Source organism: Nonomuraea sp. B19D2, assembly GCF_040137845.1.
Taxonomy (GTDB): domain Bacteria; phylum Actinomycetota; class Actinomycetes; order Streptosporangiales; family Streptosporangiaceae; genus Nonomuraea.
On the sequence record NZ_JBEFAK010000055.1, the window covers coordinates 17,292 to 32,856 of the forward strand.

Consider the following 15,565-nt stretch of genomic DNA (forward strand, 5'->3'; position numbering starts at 1 on the left):
TCCCACGACGAGATCGGCCTCGATCTCCTGCTCGCCTTCCGCTGTCCGGTGGCGGACGCTCGCGCCGGTCGCCGTCGTGCTCACCCGGTGACCGTGGCCCCCGTACGGGCGGTCCCGGCGGGAACGTGCTCGGCCAGGAGCCGGTGCAGATCGGCGCGGTGTCAAGCTTCGGGTCGAAGCGCCGCACGTACTCCCCGTCGGGCAGGCGCAGGTTGGCAGGTTGTAGGCGGCCTGTGACGGCGTGGCGATGGCGGCGGTGATTCCGCCGATGCCGCCGCCGGACACGACCACCGACCCCTTAGACATCGCGCTCGTCGTTCCGCTGGAACGCCCCGGCCATCCACGCGAACGTCTCGCGCGCCGCCCGCAGCCGGCCCGCGCGGGCGCTGCCGGGCTCGAACATGTCCATGCCTTTCTGGGCGACGTCGGCGAACGAGGCCAGGGTGGCGATCCGCCGCTTGATCACCTCCGGCCAGGCGTCGTCGTCGACCCGGAAGTACGTGGTGCGCTCGCCCTGCCCGGCCCGGCGGCGTACCAGGCCGGAGGCGGTGAGCAGGTTGAGGTTCGTGGTCAGGGAGGCGCGGCTGGCCCCGATCGCCTCGGCGATCTGCGTGGCGGACTGCTCGGGCGGGTCGCACACCATCAACCAGCCCAGGATCCGGCCTGAGATGGGTGGGTGTCCGTACTGCTCGGCGAAGAACGTGGCCACCTCTTCGACCCAGGCACGCAGTTCGTCATGCTCCGGCTCTGCCACCGCCTCACCTCCAGGCGCGCCGTCTTATGCTAGTTGAAACTAGCATAAGACGGCATTGGGCGTTCGAGACGATGTTGACCTCAAGTTGACTTGATGTTGCAGGCTGATGGCCATGAGTCAAGAGACAGCGGTAGTGCTCGGGCCTGGTGGGATGCTGGGGACGGCCTGGATGGCCGGACTGGTCGCCGGGTTGCGACGCGAGGGACTCGACCTTGCGCAGGCCGATCTGATCGTCGGCACATCGGCGGGGGCGATCGTCGGTGCGGCGCTGGCGGCGGGGCACGACCTGGAACGGCTCGCGGTGCTTCCCGACCCGGATGGCGAGCCGGCGGCCAAGACGGATCACGAGCGGCTGGGCCAGGCGTTCGCCGTCCTCAATGACTCCGCGCTGGAACCGGCTGCGGCTCTGCGCCGGGTCGGCCGGCTCGCGCTGGCTGCCGAGACCGGTGCCGAGGAGGCGTACCTGGCGCGGATGGAGTTCCTGATCGGGGGCCGCGAGTGGCCCCAGGGCAGGAGGCTGATGATCCCCGCGGTGGACGTCGAATCCGGCGAGCCGCTGGTGTGGACCGCATCCAGCGGCGTGGCGCTGGTGGCGGCGGTGGCTTCGAGCTCCGCCTTCCCCGGCAGCGCCCCGCCGATCACGATCAACGGCCGGCGCTACATGGACGGTGCGCTCCGGTCGGGCACCAACGCCGACCTCGCCGAGGGCGCACGGGCGGCGATCGTCGTCGAACCACTGGCCCACCTGTTCCCCGCGGACACGCCAGCGCACGGCGCGGTGGTTCGGCTCGCGCCGGATCCGGCGGCGCAGGAAGCCCTCGGCGTCGATCTCGGCAACCGTGCCGCTTGGTCGCCGGTCTACCAGGCAGGCCTACGGCAGGCGCCCGAGGCCGCCAAGCTCATCGAGCCGGTCTGGGTGCGGTGACGGGCCGCGTGGCCTGTCACCGCGAGATGATGCGTTCGAGCAGGGGCGGGCTCCAGTGGGTGCCGTAGGCGGCCTGCAGTCGTGACAGTCGCCAGTCGTTGCCGGTGACGATGCGGCGGCAGAAAGGCGTGTCACAACGGCAGGTCATCGACCAGGCTTCGACGCCGGTGTGCGTGGCGTAGTCGATGGTGAGTTCCTCGCCTGGGCTGATGTCGCGCCGTGCGATCAGCGTTGTCGCGTCGCGGTGCCAGAGGCTGGGGTCGCAGGAGTGGTTGCCGTAGCGCACCGGGTGAGCGGGATCGACAAGCAGGTGGATGCCTTCCTCGACGGTGAGGCTGCTGTAGGGCGGTGTGAGGCGGGCCAGGGTCTCATCGCTGATGACGCGTCCGCCGAGCCGCATCACGACCTCGTTCTGGCGGATGTGGTTGATGGCGAACAGGCCGGTGCCGTGGATCGGGGAGAGCTGGGGCTGAGCGCTTGGGGTGAGCCAGCATTCAGCCTCGTATGTCCGGCTCATCATGGGGCGTCCTCCCTTGTGCAGTGGGCGCGGGCGGGCTCCTGGTCAAAAGCCGCCGGTCTGGCCCAGTTCAGGATGCCGCCGTGCGTGGCCAAGCGGGTGAGCGGACCGGTCAGGAATCGAGAAGCGCCGGTCAGCAGGCCGCGACTAGCGTGACCGGCATGGACTTCACCGTTCACCAAGACACACCGGGTGGATGTGAACCGCGACTTTCAGGAGTGACCATGACCGGCTCTTCCACCCAGGGGATCAAGACCGTGCTGCATCCCGTGTCCGACCTGGCAGAGGCCAGGGCGGTGTACGCCGCCCTGCTCGGCGTCCCGCCGCAGACCGACGAGTCCTACTATGTCGGCTTCGAGGCGGAGGGCCAGCACATCGGGCTGGTGCCGGGCGGCGGGCCGCAGGGCATGAGCTCGCCGGTGGCCTACTGGCACGTGCTGGACATCGAGGCGAAACTGGCCGAGGTGACCGCCGCGGGCGCCACCGTGAAGGAGCCGGCACACGACGTCGGCGGCGGCCGCCTGGTGGCCACCGTCACCGACCCCGACGGCAACGTCCTGGGGCTGCTCCAGGACCGGTGAGTGCCGGCCATGGCCCGGCGCCGTCGCGACAGCGAAGGCCACGCCTGCCGGCACCCGCAGATCAGGTGGGCAGCGGGCCGTTGCCGCGACCGCACCGACGAACGAGAACCGACATAATGCTCGAAACTGGTCACACGCCAGGCGACGCAGACGGAGGCGGAGCCCACGGACGCGGCTCCGCCTCACAGATGGAGAGACGATGAGCATGACCACGAGGACGGACACGCAGTCGCCTGCGCCGCACCTTGCCGACAGCCACGATCTGATCCGCGTGCACGGCGCGCGCGAGAACAACCTCAAGGACGTCAGCATCGAGATCCCCAAGCGCCGGCTGACGGTGTTCACCGGTGTGTCCGGCTCGGGCAAGAGCTCGCTGGTGTTCAACACGATCGCCGCGGAGTCGCAGCGGATGATCAACGAGACCTACAGCGCCTTCGTGCAGGGCTTCATGCCGACGACGGCGCGGCCGGAGGTCGACGTACTCGACGGGCTGACCACCGCGATCATCGTCGACCAGCAGCGGATGGGCGCCGACCCCCGTTCCACCGTCGGCACCGCCACCGACGCCAACGCGATGCTGCGCATCCTGTTCAGCCGGCTCGGGCAGCCGCACATCGGCTCCCCCCAAGCCTTCTCCTTCAACGTCCCCACGGTGCGGGCGAGCGGTGCGATCACGGTCGAACGCGGCGCCCGCAAGGCCGAGCGGGCGAGCTTCACCCGCATCGGCGGCATGTGCACGCGCTGCGAGGGCCGGGGCACCGTCTCCGATCTCGACCTCACCCAGCTCTACGACGACTCCAAGTCGCTCGCCGAGGGCGCCTTCACCATCCCCGGCTGGAAGTCCGACAGCTTCTGGACGGTACGGGTCTACGCCGAGTCGGGTTTCGTCGACCCGAACAAGCCGATCCGCGACTACACCAAGAAGGAGCTCGACGACTTCCTCTACAAGGAGCCGACCAAGGTGAAGGTCGACGGCGTCAACCTCACCTACGAGGGGCTGATCCCGAAGATCCAAAAGTCGTTCCTCTCCAAGGACCGGGAGGCGATGCAGCCGCACATCCGGGCCTTCGTGGACCGGGCGGTCACCTTCACCACCTGCCCCGAGTGCGACGGCACCCGGCTCAGCGAGGAGGCCCGCTCCTCCCGGATCAAGGGCGTCAACATCGCCGACGCCTGCGCGATGCAGATCAGCGACCTGGCCGCATGGATCCGCGGCCTCGACGAGCCGTCGGTCGCGCCGTTGCTCGCCGCGCTGGCGCACACGCTCGACTCGTTCGTGGAGATCGGGCTGGGCTACCTCTCGCTGGCGCGGCCGGCGGGCACGCTTTCGGGCGGCGAGGCACAGCGCGTCAAGATGATCCGCCACCTCGGCTCCTCGCTCACCGACGTCACCTACGTCTTCGACGAGCCCACCATCGGTCTGCACCCCCACGACATCCAGCGGATGAACGCCCTGCTGCGGCGGCTGCGGGACAAGGGCAACACGGTCCTCGTCGTGGAGCACAAGCCGGAGGCGATCGCGATCGCCGACCACGTCGTCGACCTCGGCCCCGGCGCCGGCACGGCGGGCGGCACCATCTGCTATGCGGGGACCCTGGGGGGCCTGCGGGCCAGCGGCACCATCACCGGCCGCCACCTCGACGACCGGGCCGCCCTCAAGGAGTCGGCGCGCAAGCCCACCGGCACGCTGGAGATCCGCGGCGCCACCCGCCACAACCTCCAGGACGTCGACGTCGACATCCCGCTCGGCGTGCTCTGCGTCGTCACCGGCGTCGCCGGCTCCGGCAAGAGCTCGCTGATCCACGGCTCCATCCCCGCCTCCGCGGGCGTCGTCTCGGTCGACCAGACGCCCATCCGCGGCTCACGACGCAGCAACCCGGCCACCTACACCGGACTGCTCGACCCGATCCGCAAGGCGTTCGCCAAGGCCAACGGCGTGAAGCCGGCGTTGTTCAGCGCCAACTCCGAAGGCGCCTGCCCCAACTGCAACGGCGCCGGCGTGATCTACACCGACCTGGGGATGATGGCCGGTGTCTCCACCACCTGCGAGGAGTGCGAGGGCAAGCGGTTCGACGCCTCGGTGCTGGAGTACCGCCTCGGCGGCCGCGACATCAGCGAGGTGCTCGCGATGTCGGTGACCGAGGCCGAGGAGTTCTTCGGCGCCGGCCAGGCGCGCACGCCGGCCGCGCACGCCATCCTCGGCCGGCTCGCCGACGTGGGGCTCGGCTACCTCAGCCTCGGCCAGCCGCTCACCACGCTGTCCGGCGGCGAGCGGCAGCGGCTCAAGCTGGCCACCCACATGGCCGACAAGGGCGGCGTGTTCGTCCTTGACGAGCCGACCTCCGGCCTGCACCTCGCCGACGTCGAGCACCTGCTCGGCCTGCTCGACCGGCTGGTCGACGCCGGCAAGTCGGTCATCGTCATCGAGCACCACCAGGCGGTCATGGCGCACGCCGACTGGATCATCGACCTGGGCCCCGGCGCGGGCCACGACGGCGGCCGGATCGTCTTCGAAGGCACTCCCGCCGACCTTGTCGCCGCCCGTTCCACCCTCACCGGCGAGCACCTCGCGACCTACGTCGGCGCCTGACCGAGGCCCTCGCGGACACCTCTGCGGGGTGGGTGGTGGACGGGGTTTACAGAGGCGCCGCGGGTGTGCGGCGGCGTGCCGTGGTCAGGTGGTGGAGCAGGGCCAGAATGGTGATGCCGGCGGCGGGCAGCCCCAGCAGGGCGGGCGCGAGGGCGAGCCACTCCTGCGCCAGTCCACCGAGGCCGCCGCCGAGGGCGACCCCGATGTAGATGGCCGAGGAGTTGAGGCCGAGCAGAACGGGGGCGGCCGCCGGGCTGAGGGCGATGAGCCGGTGCTGCTGGGGTACGACGATGACGCCCACGGTCGCACCCCAGATCGCAGCCCACACCAGGGTGGACACCAGGGCGGCGGTCACCACGGGGGTGAGGGCCAGGGCAACGGCGGCGATGACGAGGGTCCCGGTCAACACGTGCGCGGGGTTGTGCCGGTCGACCAGCCGTCCGGCGATGATATTTCCGGCCAGCGTGCCGATTCCCCAGGCCAGCAGAATGACCGTGAGCAGCGACTCGGAGCCGCCGGTCGTCCCCTGGAGGGCCGGGCCGATGTAGGTGTAGAGGGTGTAGACCCCGAGGAAGACCAGCGTGGTGACAGCCAGAAGTCCGAGGACCCGGCCCTGCTTGAGCGGGCGCAGCCGATCGCTCAACGAGGCGGCGGGGAGTTTCACGCCGGGTAGGCCGCTGACGATTCCAAGGGCTGCGATGAGACCGATACCGGCGACGGCCCACAGGGTGATGTGCCAGTCCGTGCGGCCGATCAATGTGCCGAGGGGAAGGCCCAACGCCGTCGCCAACGTGAGGCCGCCCAAGACGAAAGCGAGTGCCCTGCCTCGGCGGTCTGGGGGTGCGATGGCCGCCGCGGTGCTGGAGGCGGCGGAGGTGATGATCCCGGCCCCGATCGCGGTGACGATGCGGGCGATCATCACCACCTCGTAGCTGGTGCCCAGAGCGGTGACGGCGTTGCCGACCACGAAGACGCTCAACGCGATGAGCAGTGCAGACCGCCTGTCCAGTCCACTGGTGAGCGCCCCCATCACCGGCGCGGACAGGGCTAGCACCAGGGCGAACACCGTCACCAACTGCCCGGCGGCGGGAGTGGAGACCCGCAGGTCGGTGGCGATGGCAGGGAGCAGGCCCGCGATGACGTAGCCGTCAGTGCCGACGGCGAAGGTCGCCAGGGCCAGGGGAAGAAGTCGTTTCAACACCGGGTGGATCCCGCCTTTGCAGAGGATTCTCGGAAGTGACTGGGCGGGAGCCTAAGCGAATATATGGATGCTTGTCCATGTATCCATGTGTTGCTAGTGTGCGGGCATGGGGAACCCAAGGGGCGGCGATGCGTGAGGTGTCACAGCCGGCGACTGAGGCCATCCGACTGGTCGAGGTGCTGCGCGCGTTGGCCGATCCGGTGCGGCTGGAAATCGTCCGGCGACTCGATCAGATGGGCGAGGACGCCTGCAACTCGATCGGCGGGGAGATCGACGTGCACCAGACAACGCTGTCGCACCACTACCGGGTGCTGCGCGAGGCCGGCGTGACGTGGACGACTGTGCAGGGCCGATCCCGGCTGGTACGGCTGCGCCGGGACGACCTCGACGCATTGTTTCCCGGCCTGCTCGACTCCGTACTGATCGCAGAGCGCCGAACATGCGAAACCGCGCCCGCCGACACCGTCGGGACGCCATAGGACGGCGAGGCCCACCCGGATGAGCCGGCACAGTTCGCCGGCGAAGGCGTCACGTTCGGCCTCGTCGCCGCACAGGGTGAACAGCTCCCCGAACCGATCCACGATCAGCAGGGTGCAGGAGTCCGCCGGCCGGGGGTGCGGTTGCGCCATCGGGCGGGCCGTGGGCGTCAGGTAGCGCACCGCCGCGGCCCGGTCCCGGCCGCTGAACCGGTTGGTGCAGTGCACCTCCTCTGCGAGGTCTTTGAGTGGTTTACCCGCTTCGATGCGCCTTCGGCGGATTTCTGCCCCGAACGCAGGGGTGTCCTCGCCCTCTGGCTGCCGCATCCAGACCTCCGCCCGCGGCCGCGATCGACACGGCCGCAGAAAACCTGTTCCGTCCGGCCCGGTTCTGATCCATCATCGAGTCGACGGGAACACGCTCCGTCATCGGATCGTCACTCAGGGAAAGGGTCGCTGATGAACAAGCTCACTGTGCGCGCCTGGAGTGGCCGCTGGGCCGTCGTCGCCGCCGCCGTGGCCGCGCTGGCCGGACCGCAGGCGGCTCCACCCGCCCACAGCGTCTCCGCGGCCACCGGCGCGATCAGCGCTCAGGCCAGGAAGGCCTGCCCGGCGGACCACCTGTGCGTCTGGGAGCGCCTGATATCGGGGTGGCTCGACCGTCGCGGCAGCGACTACCTCTACCGGGACCCGTTCTCCCGCCCGCAGCTCAACAACTTCGCCGACCGCAAGCTCTACAACGTCACCGGCGCGAAGAACAACACCCGCTTCGACATCAAGCTGTTCACCGGGCCGAACGGCACCGGCGACTCGCGCTGCCTCAGCCCCGGCCGGGCGCACGCCGTTCACGACTCGCAGATCACCAACACCTGGCAGTCGGTCATCATCTACACCGACGACCGCGCCTGCGACTAGTGATCCCATGACTCCCGGCGCGGCGACCCCCCTTGCGCCGCGCCGGGACCCCTCCGGTGAAAGGGGGCGCGGTCAGGCGTGCCAGTCGGTGACCCCGCCCGGCACCGGCGCGCCCGGGTCGTACGGGGTGCGGGTGAAGATGAACGTGTTGAGGTCCAGGTGGCCGGGCGCCACCCGCAGTGTCTCCCCGGCGTAGTAGCCGTCCAGCCCCAGCCACGTCCCGTCGGGCTGGGGCACGAACCGCGAGGCCCGCCCGCTGCCGCCGACCGGCTCCAGCGACAGCCCGCGATCGGGCAGCAGCCGCAGCGTGTACGGCTTGGGCCCCCAATGCCACAGCCCGGTCAGCGCCAGCAGGTCGGGATCGGCCGCGACCGGCTGCCACTCCTCGGGCAGGCGCGGCTCGTACTGCTGCAGGATGTCCAGCAGGTCGGTCAGCAGCGTGCCGGTCATCCCGGTGGTGGTGTTGGCCATGAACAGCACTCCCACCCCGTCGGCGGGATCGGCCCACACGGTGGCCAGGAACCCCGGCATCGACCCGGTGTGGCCGGCCAGGCGCCGCCCCGAGAGGCGGGCCAGCTGCAGGCCGAGCCCGAAGCCGCCGGTCCAGGCGTCCCCGTCGTCCACGCCGGCCGGCTCGCGCATCTCGGCGACGGTGTCGGGGCTCAGCACGTCGCCGGTGTCGCCGCCGACGAACGCCGCCCACCGCGCCAGGTCGTGCGGCGTGGACCACAGCTGCCCGGCCGGTCCCATCGCGTCGGCGTCGTGCTCGGGCTCGGCCAGCACGACGTCGGCGTACGGGTGGACGGCGTAGCCGGTGGCGTGCGGGACGCGCGGCCGGGCGGTGGTGTCGTTCATGCCGAGCGGGTCGAGCACCTCCGCCTGCAACGCCTTGAGCCAGGTGGTGCCGCGTGCGCGGGCGACGAGCTCGCCGAGCAGGGCGAAGCCGACGTTGGAGTAGTGGAAGCGCCGCCCCGGCCGGTGTTTGAGCTCGCCGGGCCCCAGGCGTTCGAGCAGGTCGGTGACGGGGACGCCGGGGGTGCGCTCCCACCAGTCGGTGGGCGGTTCGGCGGTCAGGCCGGCGGTGTGCGACAGCAGCTGGGCGATGGTCAGGTGGCCCAGCGGCGTGCCGGGCAGGTGCTGCTCCAGCGGGTCGGACAGCCGCAGCGCGCCCTCGTCGCGCAGCCGCATGACCACGACGGCGACCATGCTCTTGGTGATCGACCCGATCCGGTACTGGGTGGCGGCGGTCGGCGGCGCGCCGTCCACCCGGCCGCGCCCGCCGAACCACGCCGGCCGCCCGTCGCGCACGATCGCCGCCACCAGCGACGGCACCCTGCATTCGGCCTGCTCGACGGCCAGCCTGCGCAGCAGGGCGCGCGCCGTCGCATCTCCCACCTGGCTCATGGGCGACAAGAGTAGCGCCTGGCTGGGCATCAGCCGCGGGCCGACGGATGTGTGCCCGGTCGTGGTGGTGGTGGCCGGCGTACCGGACGACGTCGGCGCCGGCGGGGGAGCGGGGCGGCGTTGACGACATTGATCGGCGATCCGATGCGCACGACGTGCCGATGAACGCTGACAATGCGAATACCAGGACACATATTACGTCGTCAATGTTATTGATGCGCCTCCTCGAGCGGCCGGGCGAACCCGAAAGCGGTGCCCAGAAAGGCGTACAGCCGACTATCATTTGGGCGCCGCCGCCGGCGCCTCAGGAACGGCACGACGAACCCCCTATTTCACCTGAGGAGAGGGTCCATTGTGCTTACTTGCGGTGCGCGGCCTCGTACTTCTCGACCACCGAGGACGCGATACGGCCACGCTCGCTGACCGGCAGGCCGTGGGTCTTGGCCCACTGCCGGATCTCGGCGGACTTCTCACGGCTCATGGCGCGCGCGGCGCCACCTGCTCCGCGCCGGCCACGGCCACGCTCGGCACGAACAGGGCGTGCGGCGTTGATGAAGGGAGCAAGTGCCTTCTCAAGCTTGTCGCGGTTCTTCCCCGACAGATCGATCTCGTAGTTGGTCCCGTCGAGAGCGAACTTGGTCGTGCCCGACGCCTCGCTGCCGTCGATGTCGTCGATGAAGATCTCTTGAATCTGCTTAGCCATGCTGACGCTCCAATGCGTTTTTGCCGCCAGGCATCTGTTACATGCTCCAATTTACGCTTCCCCATTATGAAGAAACCGGTCAGCAGGTGGTTCGTATCCTTCTCTTTACGGCTTGCAGGGCAAAGCCTTGGCGGAAGAGCGCGCCGCCTGCCGGCGGCCGGCGGGTGTTGTCGCTCTTCGGATTTCTCCGGATGGAGCACGGTCTCCGGCGCGGCGTCACCGACGCCCCCTCACGACCGGGAGCGCCTATTGTCCGGCCATTCCTCTACTCTGACCCGGGAAGCGATCCAGCAGGAGAGGGTGAACGGTGAGCGAAAGTGCGGCTAGTGCCCCCGGTACCGAACTTTCCGCCGTGCTCGAGCGCACTGTCCGCAAGTGAGTAACGTGTGATCGTGCGTACCCTCCCAGGTCAGGACTTGATCCCCGCGATCGGCTACATCCGCGTGTCGATGATGCTGGAAGAGAAGATCTCCCCGGACATCCAGCGGGCTGCGATCAAGGAGCTGGCCCGCCGCCGTGGCTACCGGATCGTCGACTGGGTCCCGGACTTGGACGTCTCCGGCCGGACTTTCCAGCGGAAGATCATGAAAGTCATCGCCGACATCGAAGAAGGCAAAGCCAAGGCGATCCTCGTCTGGAAGTACAGCCGCTTCGGACGCAACCGGACCGGCAATCAGCTCAACCTCGCCCGCGTCGAGAAGGCCGGCGGTGAGCTGGTCTCCGCGACCGAAGAAATCGACGCCCGAACAGCGGTCGGCAAGCTCACCCGCGGCGTGCTGTTCGAGCTGGCCGCGTTCGAGTCCGACCGAGCCGGTGAGCAGTGGGGCGAGGCATTTCAGAACCGTCTCGCCCGCGGACTTCCTCCGCTCGGCGCCCCCCAGTTCGGGTACATCAGGCGCGGTCGGGCCCGTCACCCGCTTTACCAGGACCGGACCCTCGCTGCGCCCGAGGACGGGCCCGAGCGCTACGAGCCCGATCATGCAAGCGGTATGGCTGGCCTGCTCGCGGAGAGCTACGACCGGTGGATTGCCGACCGGAACTTCTCCCGCCTGGCCGACTGGCTGAACGCTCGCGGTGCTCGGACGACGGTCGGCGGGCTGTGGAGACCGGGGGAGCTGGCGCGGGTGATGGACCGGGGTTTCGCAGCCGGTCTGATCTGTGTCCACCATCGCGACTGCCGGTGCGCCAAGCCGTCGAGCTGCCGCAAGAAGGAGTACCACCCCGGCGCGCACGAGGCCATGATCAGCATGGAGACGTGGGAGACCTACCGGAGGTACCGAAAGATCACCTCGGCTCTGCCACCACGTGCCAGGAATGCCGTCTACCCGTGCTCGAAGCTGCTGAAGTGCGGCTACTGCACCGGCGCTATGTACCCGCTTAAGGTCCACGCGACCGGCCGCATGGGGTGGGTGTGCAGCTCGGTCTACCGCAAGCGCTACGGCGTGCCACGCTGCGGCACCCGGTTCGTGACGATGGAGGCCGTGGAGGAAGCGATCCAGCAGGTGCTCGTCGAGTGGCTGCCAGACATCGAGGCCGCAGCCTCAGCGGCGGCGGCTGGCCTGCGGGAGATCCCGGGAGTCGAGGACTCTCGGCCGGAAATGCTTCGCCGTGAGCTGGAGCGGATCGACAGGGCCCTCGAACGGCAGACGGAGCTGCTGATCAACGAGGTGATCCCGCAGTCGTCGTACGAGCCGCTGCGTGACAAGCTGCTCAGCGAACGCGAAGAGGTTCTGGACTCGCTCACCGAATTCGAGGACCTACCGGAACCGATCGACCCGATGGACTGCGTGCCGGTGATCGAAGGGCTCGTCCAGGAGTGGGACAGCCTGCCTGCTGATCGGCTGCGGAACATCCTGGCCGAGGTGATCGGCCACGTGGACGTGTACCGGCAGGATCCCGCGACGGCGTGGATCATCGTCCACTCGGCGTGGGGGGAGACCAGGCGTCACGAACTGACCGGCCGCTTCAGAAAATGGCAAAGCCGGGAGCCTGTGGGGTAATCCGGCGACCTTCGCAAAGGAAAACTATGGGCTAAACGAGAAACGGCCCGCAGTGCGGGCCGCCCCTGAAGTAACCAACTTCATCGCGTTGCTATCCCTGCTCGCTTGCCTGGCAGCGATCCCGAGCGGGGTGCTTCGCGTTGCCCCCGTGGGGGCCTTGCTTTCGGAGTTCAAGATAACACGCCTGTCCCCGGTTTGCGAACAAACCGAAATGGGGGCGCGTCGCCGCACGTCGGCGCACGCCCCCATCGCTCCCGTCCCCATGGATGGCCGGAAAATTGCACCCACCCGCGCCGCATGGCTCGACGCGGTGGACTACCTCGCCCGTGCCGCCTGCAACCAGCAGCGGCACCGCAACCTCATGCGCCTGGCATGGCAGCTCGCCACCCGCACCGACGTCACCATGATGACCGCGCCCAAGCGTGGCGCCACCTGGGATGTGCTCGCCGAAGAGGTCGGCGTATCCCGCCGCACCATCGCCTACCTCCTCGCGTGGATGCGCGACCGCCAGCTGCTCATCACCGTCACCACCGGCTCCACCCCCCACACCCGTCCCGGCAGCCTGTGGGGCCGGAAGGACGACGGCTTAGGCAACCTCGCCGCCGAGTACGCCCTCACCATCCCGGCCGAGCTACTGGCCGACGACGTCGACGACCTCGAGGCGCGGGAGCCCGCAGAGGAGGAAGCGATCCCGTGGCCGGTCGAAACCGTCGCTAAGCGCCCCACGTTTTCCCACGTCAGCGAGGGTGTGGAAGATCTTTGCACCCCCGCTGTTTGGGGTTGCTCTTTGGGAGGATCTTTCCCCGACGCGGGCGCGCGCGACAGCTCCGAGACCACGGACCCATCCCCCTCGTGGTCACGTCTGGCAACGCCTGGCAGCAAGAGAGACCAGATCGCGGCATGCGAGCGGCTCCGCCAGGACAACCGGCTCACGCTCGGCATCCTGTCGGCGAAGGACCTGCGGTCGCTGCTGCGCCCCCTGTTCGTTGCTGGGTTTACCGTCGCCGATGTGGAGCACGCGCTGAACCGGATGCCGGACGGGCAGCGCTGGGGCGACATCGACCCCGGCCGCCTGGCGGGCACGGTCGAGCGGAAGCGGGGGATGCGGGCGCGGATCCGTCACCGCGTGGGCCTGTGGGTCGACGCCGACGGCACGCCGTTGACGCGGTCGGCATCGCAGCAGGCTGAGGACGCCGAGGTTGCGATGTGGCGGGCCCAGGAGCGTCGACTGGCCGTCATCTGGGGCACGCCCAACCCTGAGCCGGTCGACAAGGCCACGCCCATGGTTGGCCTGGCCGAGCGGCGGACACCACCCGCGGAGTACTTGTCCGCCAGGGCGGCGCTGTGGGCCCGGTTAAAGGAGGGCGCGTGACGGGCAGTTCGCCGCTGAAGGTGCCTGCGCACCTGCTGGACCTGGCTGGCCGGTTCTTCGAGGCCGGATGGACGGATGGGGACGTGCTGCACGCGCTGAACAACTCGCCGGATGGGTCGCCGCTGTGGGGCGACCCGACGCGGTGGGAGGTGGCCAAGGCCCGGCTGCGGCTCTGGATGGACGAGTCGATGCAGCCGATCCTGTCGCGATCGCAGCAGGTCGCCCGCGCTCACTCGGCGAGAATGCGAGCGCAAGCGCTTGCGCGAGCGGCGCGGGCCGAGGCTGAGCATCGGGCGTCGACGGATCCCGCGGCCGCGGCCGCACGTGCAAGGGAGATTGTGGCGAAGGTGCTGCCAGCCGCCGCTGAGCCGCTGGCCGTGCGCGCGGGGAAGACCGGGACGCGTGAGGACCGGGAGCGGTGGCGCCGGTTGGATGAGACTGCGGCGGCTGCGGTGGTGGCTGGTGCGGCGGTTGAGACGTGGGAGCCGGAGCCTGAGCCGGTGGTGGATCCGGGGGAGGAGGCGTGGCGTCGGGCGGTGGCTCGGGCGCGGTGGGAGCGCGCGAACCGCAAGGGCGAAAGCGGCACCGGTTGACAAGCAAAAGGGATGAAGCTTGGGGAGTCCTTCGCGGAATCGCACGGCTCACTGCACGCGCCCAGGCCAGCCGCAGCGCTAAGACGGCTGGGCCTGCTCCTCGGGCGGATCGTCAAGGAAGCGGGCAGGCGGGATTGCGTACCTCTTCGCTGCCGCGGAGTCGTACTGCGCCCTGGTCAGGTTCGCGCCGGTCAGGGTCGCATCGATCAGGCTCGCGCGGGTCAGGTCCGCGTCGGTCAAGTCCGCGCGGGTCAGGTTCGCGCTGGTCAGGGTCGCACCGATCAGGCTCGCGCCACTCAGGCCCGCGTCGGTCAAGTCCGCGCGAGTCACGTACGCGTCGGTCAAGTTCGCACCGCTCAGGGTCGCGTCGGTCAGGTCCGCGCGGGTCAGGATCGCGCGGGTCAGGATCGCGCGAGTCAGGTCCACGTTGGTCAAGGTCGCGCCGCTCAGGGTCGCGTCGGCCAGCTCCGCGCCGGTCAGGACTGCGCCGCGCAGGTCCGCGCCGCTCAGACGCGCGCCGCTCAGATCTGCACCGCTCAGGGTCGCGTCGATCAGGTCCGCGTTCGTCAGGTCCGCGCCGCTCAGGTCCGCGCCGCTCAGGTCCGCGCCGCTCAGGTCCGCGCCGACCAGGTTCGCGCCGGCCAGGTTCGCGCCGGTCAGGTCGACGCCCAGCATGTCTGCCCGGCCGATTACGGCAAGAGCGGCCTGAACGTCAGCTGGTACCTTGCCGATGTGCGCAACCTGCGTCGTCCCATCTTCTGCCACTTGAGCAGCTGGCTGGCCGAGCTCGGGTTCGTACTCGCGTACGAAGGCGGTAAGGACCTCCTGAACGGTGCCATGGTCGCGTGCGGAGTCACGGGCGATGCGCTCAAGTGCGTAGATGCCACCGATGCGGATGTGCAGGTTATCGGAGTCGCCGAGCTGCTGAATGGCTTTGGTGTATCGGTCAGTCACCTGGCCTTGCTCGGTCAGTTCCAAAGTGCGTGTTGAGGTTTGCTGGGTCAACTCGACGGCACGGCGCGCCGTCTCAGCATTGCGGGCTGTGTAGTAGACAGCGGCCAGCGCAACCAGGCCGGTGGCAATCGCGAGTGCCCTCCCACGTACGGCGTCGGCCGCGGCCGCGAGGTCCTTCGCCGGCAGTTTGGTGACGTCCACATCGAGGTCGACAACCCATCGGGCACCGGGCCCCAGCACCCAGACGAGACCGGCGAGGAGCAACACCGCAGCCACGAGCAGGAGCGTGCGCTGGGAGGGCAGGCGTCGACGCTTGTCCGTCATGCGCTGAGCCTAGAAGCAGGGCCTTGCTGAGCGGTTGTGATCGGCTCAATTCACTCTTGTGAGCGGGTCCGGGGGAGGAACCGCGGTGTCAGGCGGTGGCTCGGGGCGGTGGGAGCGTGATAGCCGACGTGCGAAACGCCGGCGGTTAACGAACAAACAGCCATGCCCTGCCGTAACGGTTGAGGAACCGCGGCACCGCCCGCACTTAGGAAGAGATCCAATAGGGACATGAGAGCCAGACAGGCGCGACTACCAG

At 69.4% G+C, this 15,565-nt stretch carries 15 protein-coding genes and 2 pseudogenes; 9 read left to right on the forward strand and 8 right to left on the reverse strand.

Annotation, left to right across the window (positions count from 1 at the left end; genetic code table 11):
- Nucleotides 1–15: 15 nt before the first annotated feature.
- Both ABN273_RS60005 and ABN273_RS50850 read right to left on the reverse strand, forming a co-directional pair.
- A pseudogene (locus ABN273_RS60005) lies at nt 16–306 on the reverse strand (hypothetical protein); the annotation flags it as partial.
- Nucleotides 299–754 (reverse strand): GbsR/MarR family transcriptional regulator, encoded by a 456-nt coding sequence (locus tag ABN273_RS50850; RefSeq protein WP_349456904.1) that lies wholly within the window; start codon nt 752–754, stop codon nt 299–301. The gene ABN273_RS50850 and the pseudogene ABN273_RS60005, both read right to left, overlap by 8 nt.
- Nucleotides 755–866: 112 nt before the next feature.
- Here ABN273_RS50850 and ABN273_RS50855 point away from each other — a divergent pair, with 112 nt between their 5' ends.
- Nucleotides 867–1,679 carry a patatin-like phospholipase family protein gene (locus tag ABN273_RS50855; protein ID WP_349456905.1) on the forward strand — a complete coding sequence of 271 codons (813 nt, stop codon included), beginning with the start codon at nt 867–869 and terminating at the stop codon, nt 1,677–1,679.
- Between the two features lie 16 nt (nt 1,680–1,695).
- Here ABN273_RS50855 and ABN273_RS50860 read toward each other — a convergent pair whose 3' ends face one another.
- Complete coding sequence (locus tag ABN273_RS50860) at nt 1,696–2,199, reverse strand: SET domain-containing protein (RefSeq protein WP_349456906.1); 504 nt, start codon at nt 2,197–2,199, stop codon at nt 1,696–1,698.
- Nucleotides 2,200–2,420: 221 nt separating this feature from the next.
- On the opposite strand from ABN273_RS50860, the gene ABN273_RS50865 reads away from it, so the two are divergent.
- Together ABN273_RS50865 and ABN273_RS50870 are read left to right on the forward strand one after the other, a co-directional pair.
- Nucleotides 2,421–2,777 carry a VOC family protein gene (locus ABN273_RS50865; RefSeq protein ID WP_349456907.1) on the forward strand — a complete coding sequence of 119 codons (357 nt, stop codon included), beginning with the start codon at nt 2,421–2,423 and terminating at the stop codon, nt 2,775–2,777.
- Nucleotides 2,778–2,976: 199 nt separating this feature from the next.
- Nucleotides 2,977–5,367: an ATP-binding cassette domain-containing protein gene (locus ABN273_RS50870; RefSeq protein WP_349456909.1), complete on the forward strand. Its 2,391-nt coding sequence runs from the start codon at nt 2,977–2,979 to the stop codon at nt 5,365–5,367.
- A gap of 46 nt (nt 5,368–5,413) precedes the next feature.
- On the opposite strand, the gene ABN273_RS50875 is transcribed toward ABN273_RS50870, so the two are convergent.
- On the reverse strand, nt 5,414–6,568 hold the full coding sequence (locus ABN273_RS50875; RefSeq protein ID WP_349456910.1) for an MFS transporter: 1,155 nt from the start codon (nt 6,566–6,568) through the stop codon (nt 5,414–5,416).
- A gap of 233 nt (nt 6,569–6,801) precedes the next feature.
- On the opposite strand from ABN273_RS50875, the gene ABN273_RS50880 reads away from it, so the two are divergent.
- The gene (locus ABN273_RS50880) at nt 6,802–7,047 is read left to right on the forward strand and encodes an ArsR/SmtB family transcription factor (RefSeq protein ID WP_349456968.1); all 246 of its coding nucleotides are present in this window, start codon (nt 6,802–6,804) and stop codon (nt 7,045–7,047) included.
- 24 nt (nt 7,048–7,071) lie between these two features.
- Here the strand turns inward: ABN273_RS50880 and ABN273_RS50885 are convergent.
- Nucleotides 7,072–7,371 (reverse strand): annotated as a pseudogene (locus tag ABN273_RS50885) (nSTAND1 domain-containing NTPase); the annotation flags it as partial.
- Between the two features lie 132 nt (nt 7,372–7,503).
- Here ABN273_RS50885 and ABN273_RS50890 point away from each other — a divergent pair.
- Nucleotides 7,504–7,959, forward strand: a complete 456-nt coding sequence (locus tag ABN273_RS50890; RefSeq protein WP_349456911.1) for a hypothetical protein — start codon at nt 7,504–7,506, stop codon at nt 7,957–7,959.
- A gap of 72 nt (nt 7,960–8,031) precedes the next feature.
- Here the strand turns inward: ABN273_RS50890 and ABN273_RS50895 are convergent, their stop codons facing one another.
- Nucleotides 8,032–9,363 carry a serine hydrolase domain-containing protein gene (locus ABN273_RS50895; protein ID WP_349456912.1) on the reverse strand — a complete coding sequence of 444 codons (1,332 nt, stop codon included), beginning with the start codon at nt 9,361–9,363 and terminating at the stop codon, nt 8,032–8,034.
- Here ABN273_RS50895 and ABN273_RS50900 point away from each other — a divergent pair.
- The gene (locus ABN273_RS50900) at nt 9,362–9,487 is read left to right on the forward strand and encodes a hypothetical protein (protein ID WP_349456913.1); all 126 of its coding nucleotides are present in this window, start codon (nt 9,362–9,364) and stop codon (nt 9,485–9,487) included. The two genes, ABN273_RS50895 and ABN273_RS50900, sit on opposite strands and share 2 nt — an antisense overlap.
- Before the next feature lie 234 nt (nt 9,488–9,721).
- Here the strand turns inward: ABN273_RS50900 and ABN273_RS50905 are convergent, their stop codons facing one another.
- Entirely contained in the window at nt 9,722–10,066 is a 345-nt protein-coding gene (locus tag ABN273_RS50905) for a histone-like nucleoid-structuring protein Lsr2 (RefSeq protein ID WP_349456914.1), read from the reverse strand.
- Nucleotides 10,067–10,458: 392 nt separating this feature from the next.
- Here ABN273_RS50905 and ABN273_RS50910 point away from each other — a divergent pair, with 392 nt between their 5' ends.
- The 3 genes from ABN273_RS50910 to ABN273_RS50920 all read left to right on the forward strand — a co-directional run bounded on the left by ABN273_RS50910 (nt 10,459) and on the right by ABN273_RS50920 (nt 14,031).
- Nucleotides 10,459–12,066 carry a recombinase family protein gene (locus tag ABN273_RS50910; RefSeq protein WP_349456915.1) on the forward strand — a complete coding sequence of 536 codons (1,608 nt, stop codon included), beginning with the start codon at nt 10,459–10,461 and terminating at the stop codon, nt 12,064–12,066.
- 157 nt (nt 12,067–12,223) lie between these two features.
- Nucleotides 12,224–13,438: a hypothetical protein gene (locus tag ABN273_RS50915; RefSeq protein ID WP_349456916.1), complete on the forward strand. Its 1,215-nt coding sequence runs from the start codon at nt 12,224–12,226 to the stop codon at nt 13,436–13,438.
- Nucleotides 13,435–14,031, forward strand: coding sequence for a hypothetical protein (locus tag ABN273_RS50920; RefSeq protein ID WP_349456918.1), 597 nt, complete (start codon nt 13,435–13,437; stop codon nt 14,029–14,031). The genes ABN273_RS50915 and ABN273_RS50920 overlap by 4 nt, the downstream gene beginning before the upstream one ends.
- 78 nt (nt 14,032–14,109) lie before the next feature.
- Here the strand turns inward: ABN273_RS50920 and ABN273_RS50925 are convergent, their stop codons facing one another.
- Nucleotides 14,110–15,309 (reverse strand): pentapeptide repeat-containing protein, encoded by a 1,200-nt coding sequence (locus ABN273_RS50925; RefSeq protein WP_349456919.1) that lies wholly within the window; start codon nt 15,307–15,309, stop codon nt 14,110–14,112.
- Nucleotides 15,310–15,565 lie beyond the last annotated feature (256 nt).

Excerpts from the sequence above, each read along its gene's own strand:
- ABN273_RS50855 (WP_349456905.1), top strand. The coding sequence starts at position 867 with ATGAGTCAAGAGACAGCGGTAGTGCTCGGGCCTGGTGGGATGCTGGGG.
- ABN273_RS50860 (WP_349456906.1), bottom strand. The coding sequence starts at position 2,199 with ATGATGAGCCGGACATACGAGGCTGAATGCTGGCTCACCCCAAGCGCT.
- ABN273_RS50865 (WP_349456907.1), top strand. The coding sequence starts at position 2,421 with ATGACCGGCTCTTCCACCCAGGGGATCAAGACCGTGCTGCATCCCGTG.
- ABN273_RS50870 (WP_349456909.1), top strand. The coding sequence starts at position 2,977 with ATGAGCATGACCACGAGGACGGACACGCAGTCGCCTGCGCCGCACCTT.
- ABN273_RS50880 (WP_349456968.1), top strand. The coding sequence starts at position 6,802 with ATGGGCGAGGACGCCTGCAACTCGATCGGCGGGGAGATCGACGTGCAC.
- ABN273_RS50890 (WP_349456911.1), top strand. The coding sequence starts at position 7,504 with ATGAACAAGCTCACTGTGCGCGCCTGGAGTGGCCGCTGGGCCGTCGTC.
- ABN273_RS50900 (WP_349456913.1), top strand. The coding sequence starts at position 9,362 with ATGGGCGACAAGAGTAGCGCCTGGCTGGGCATCAGCCGCGGGCCGACG.
- ABN273_RS50895 (WP_349456912.1), bottom strand. The coding sequence starts at position 9,363 with ATGAGCCAGGTGGGAGATGCGACGGCGCGCGCCCTGCTGCGCAGGCTG.
- ABN273_RS50905 (WP_349456914.1), bottom strand. The coding sequence starts at position 10,066 with ATGGCTAAGCAGATTCAAGAGATCTTCATCGACGACATCGACGGCAGC.
- ABN273_RS50925 (WP_349456919.1), bottom strand. The coding sequence starts at position 15,309 with ATGACGGACAAGCGTCGACGCCTGCCCTCCCAGCGCACGCTCCTGCTC.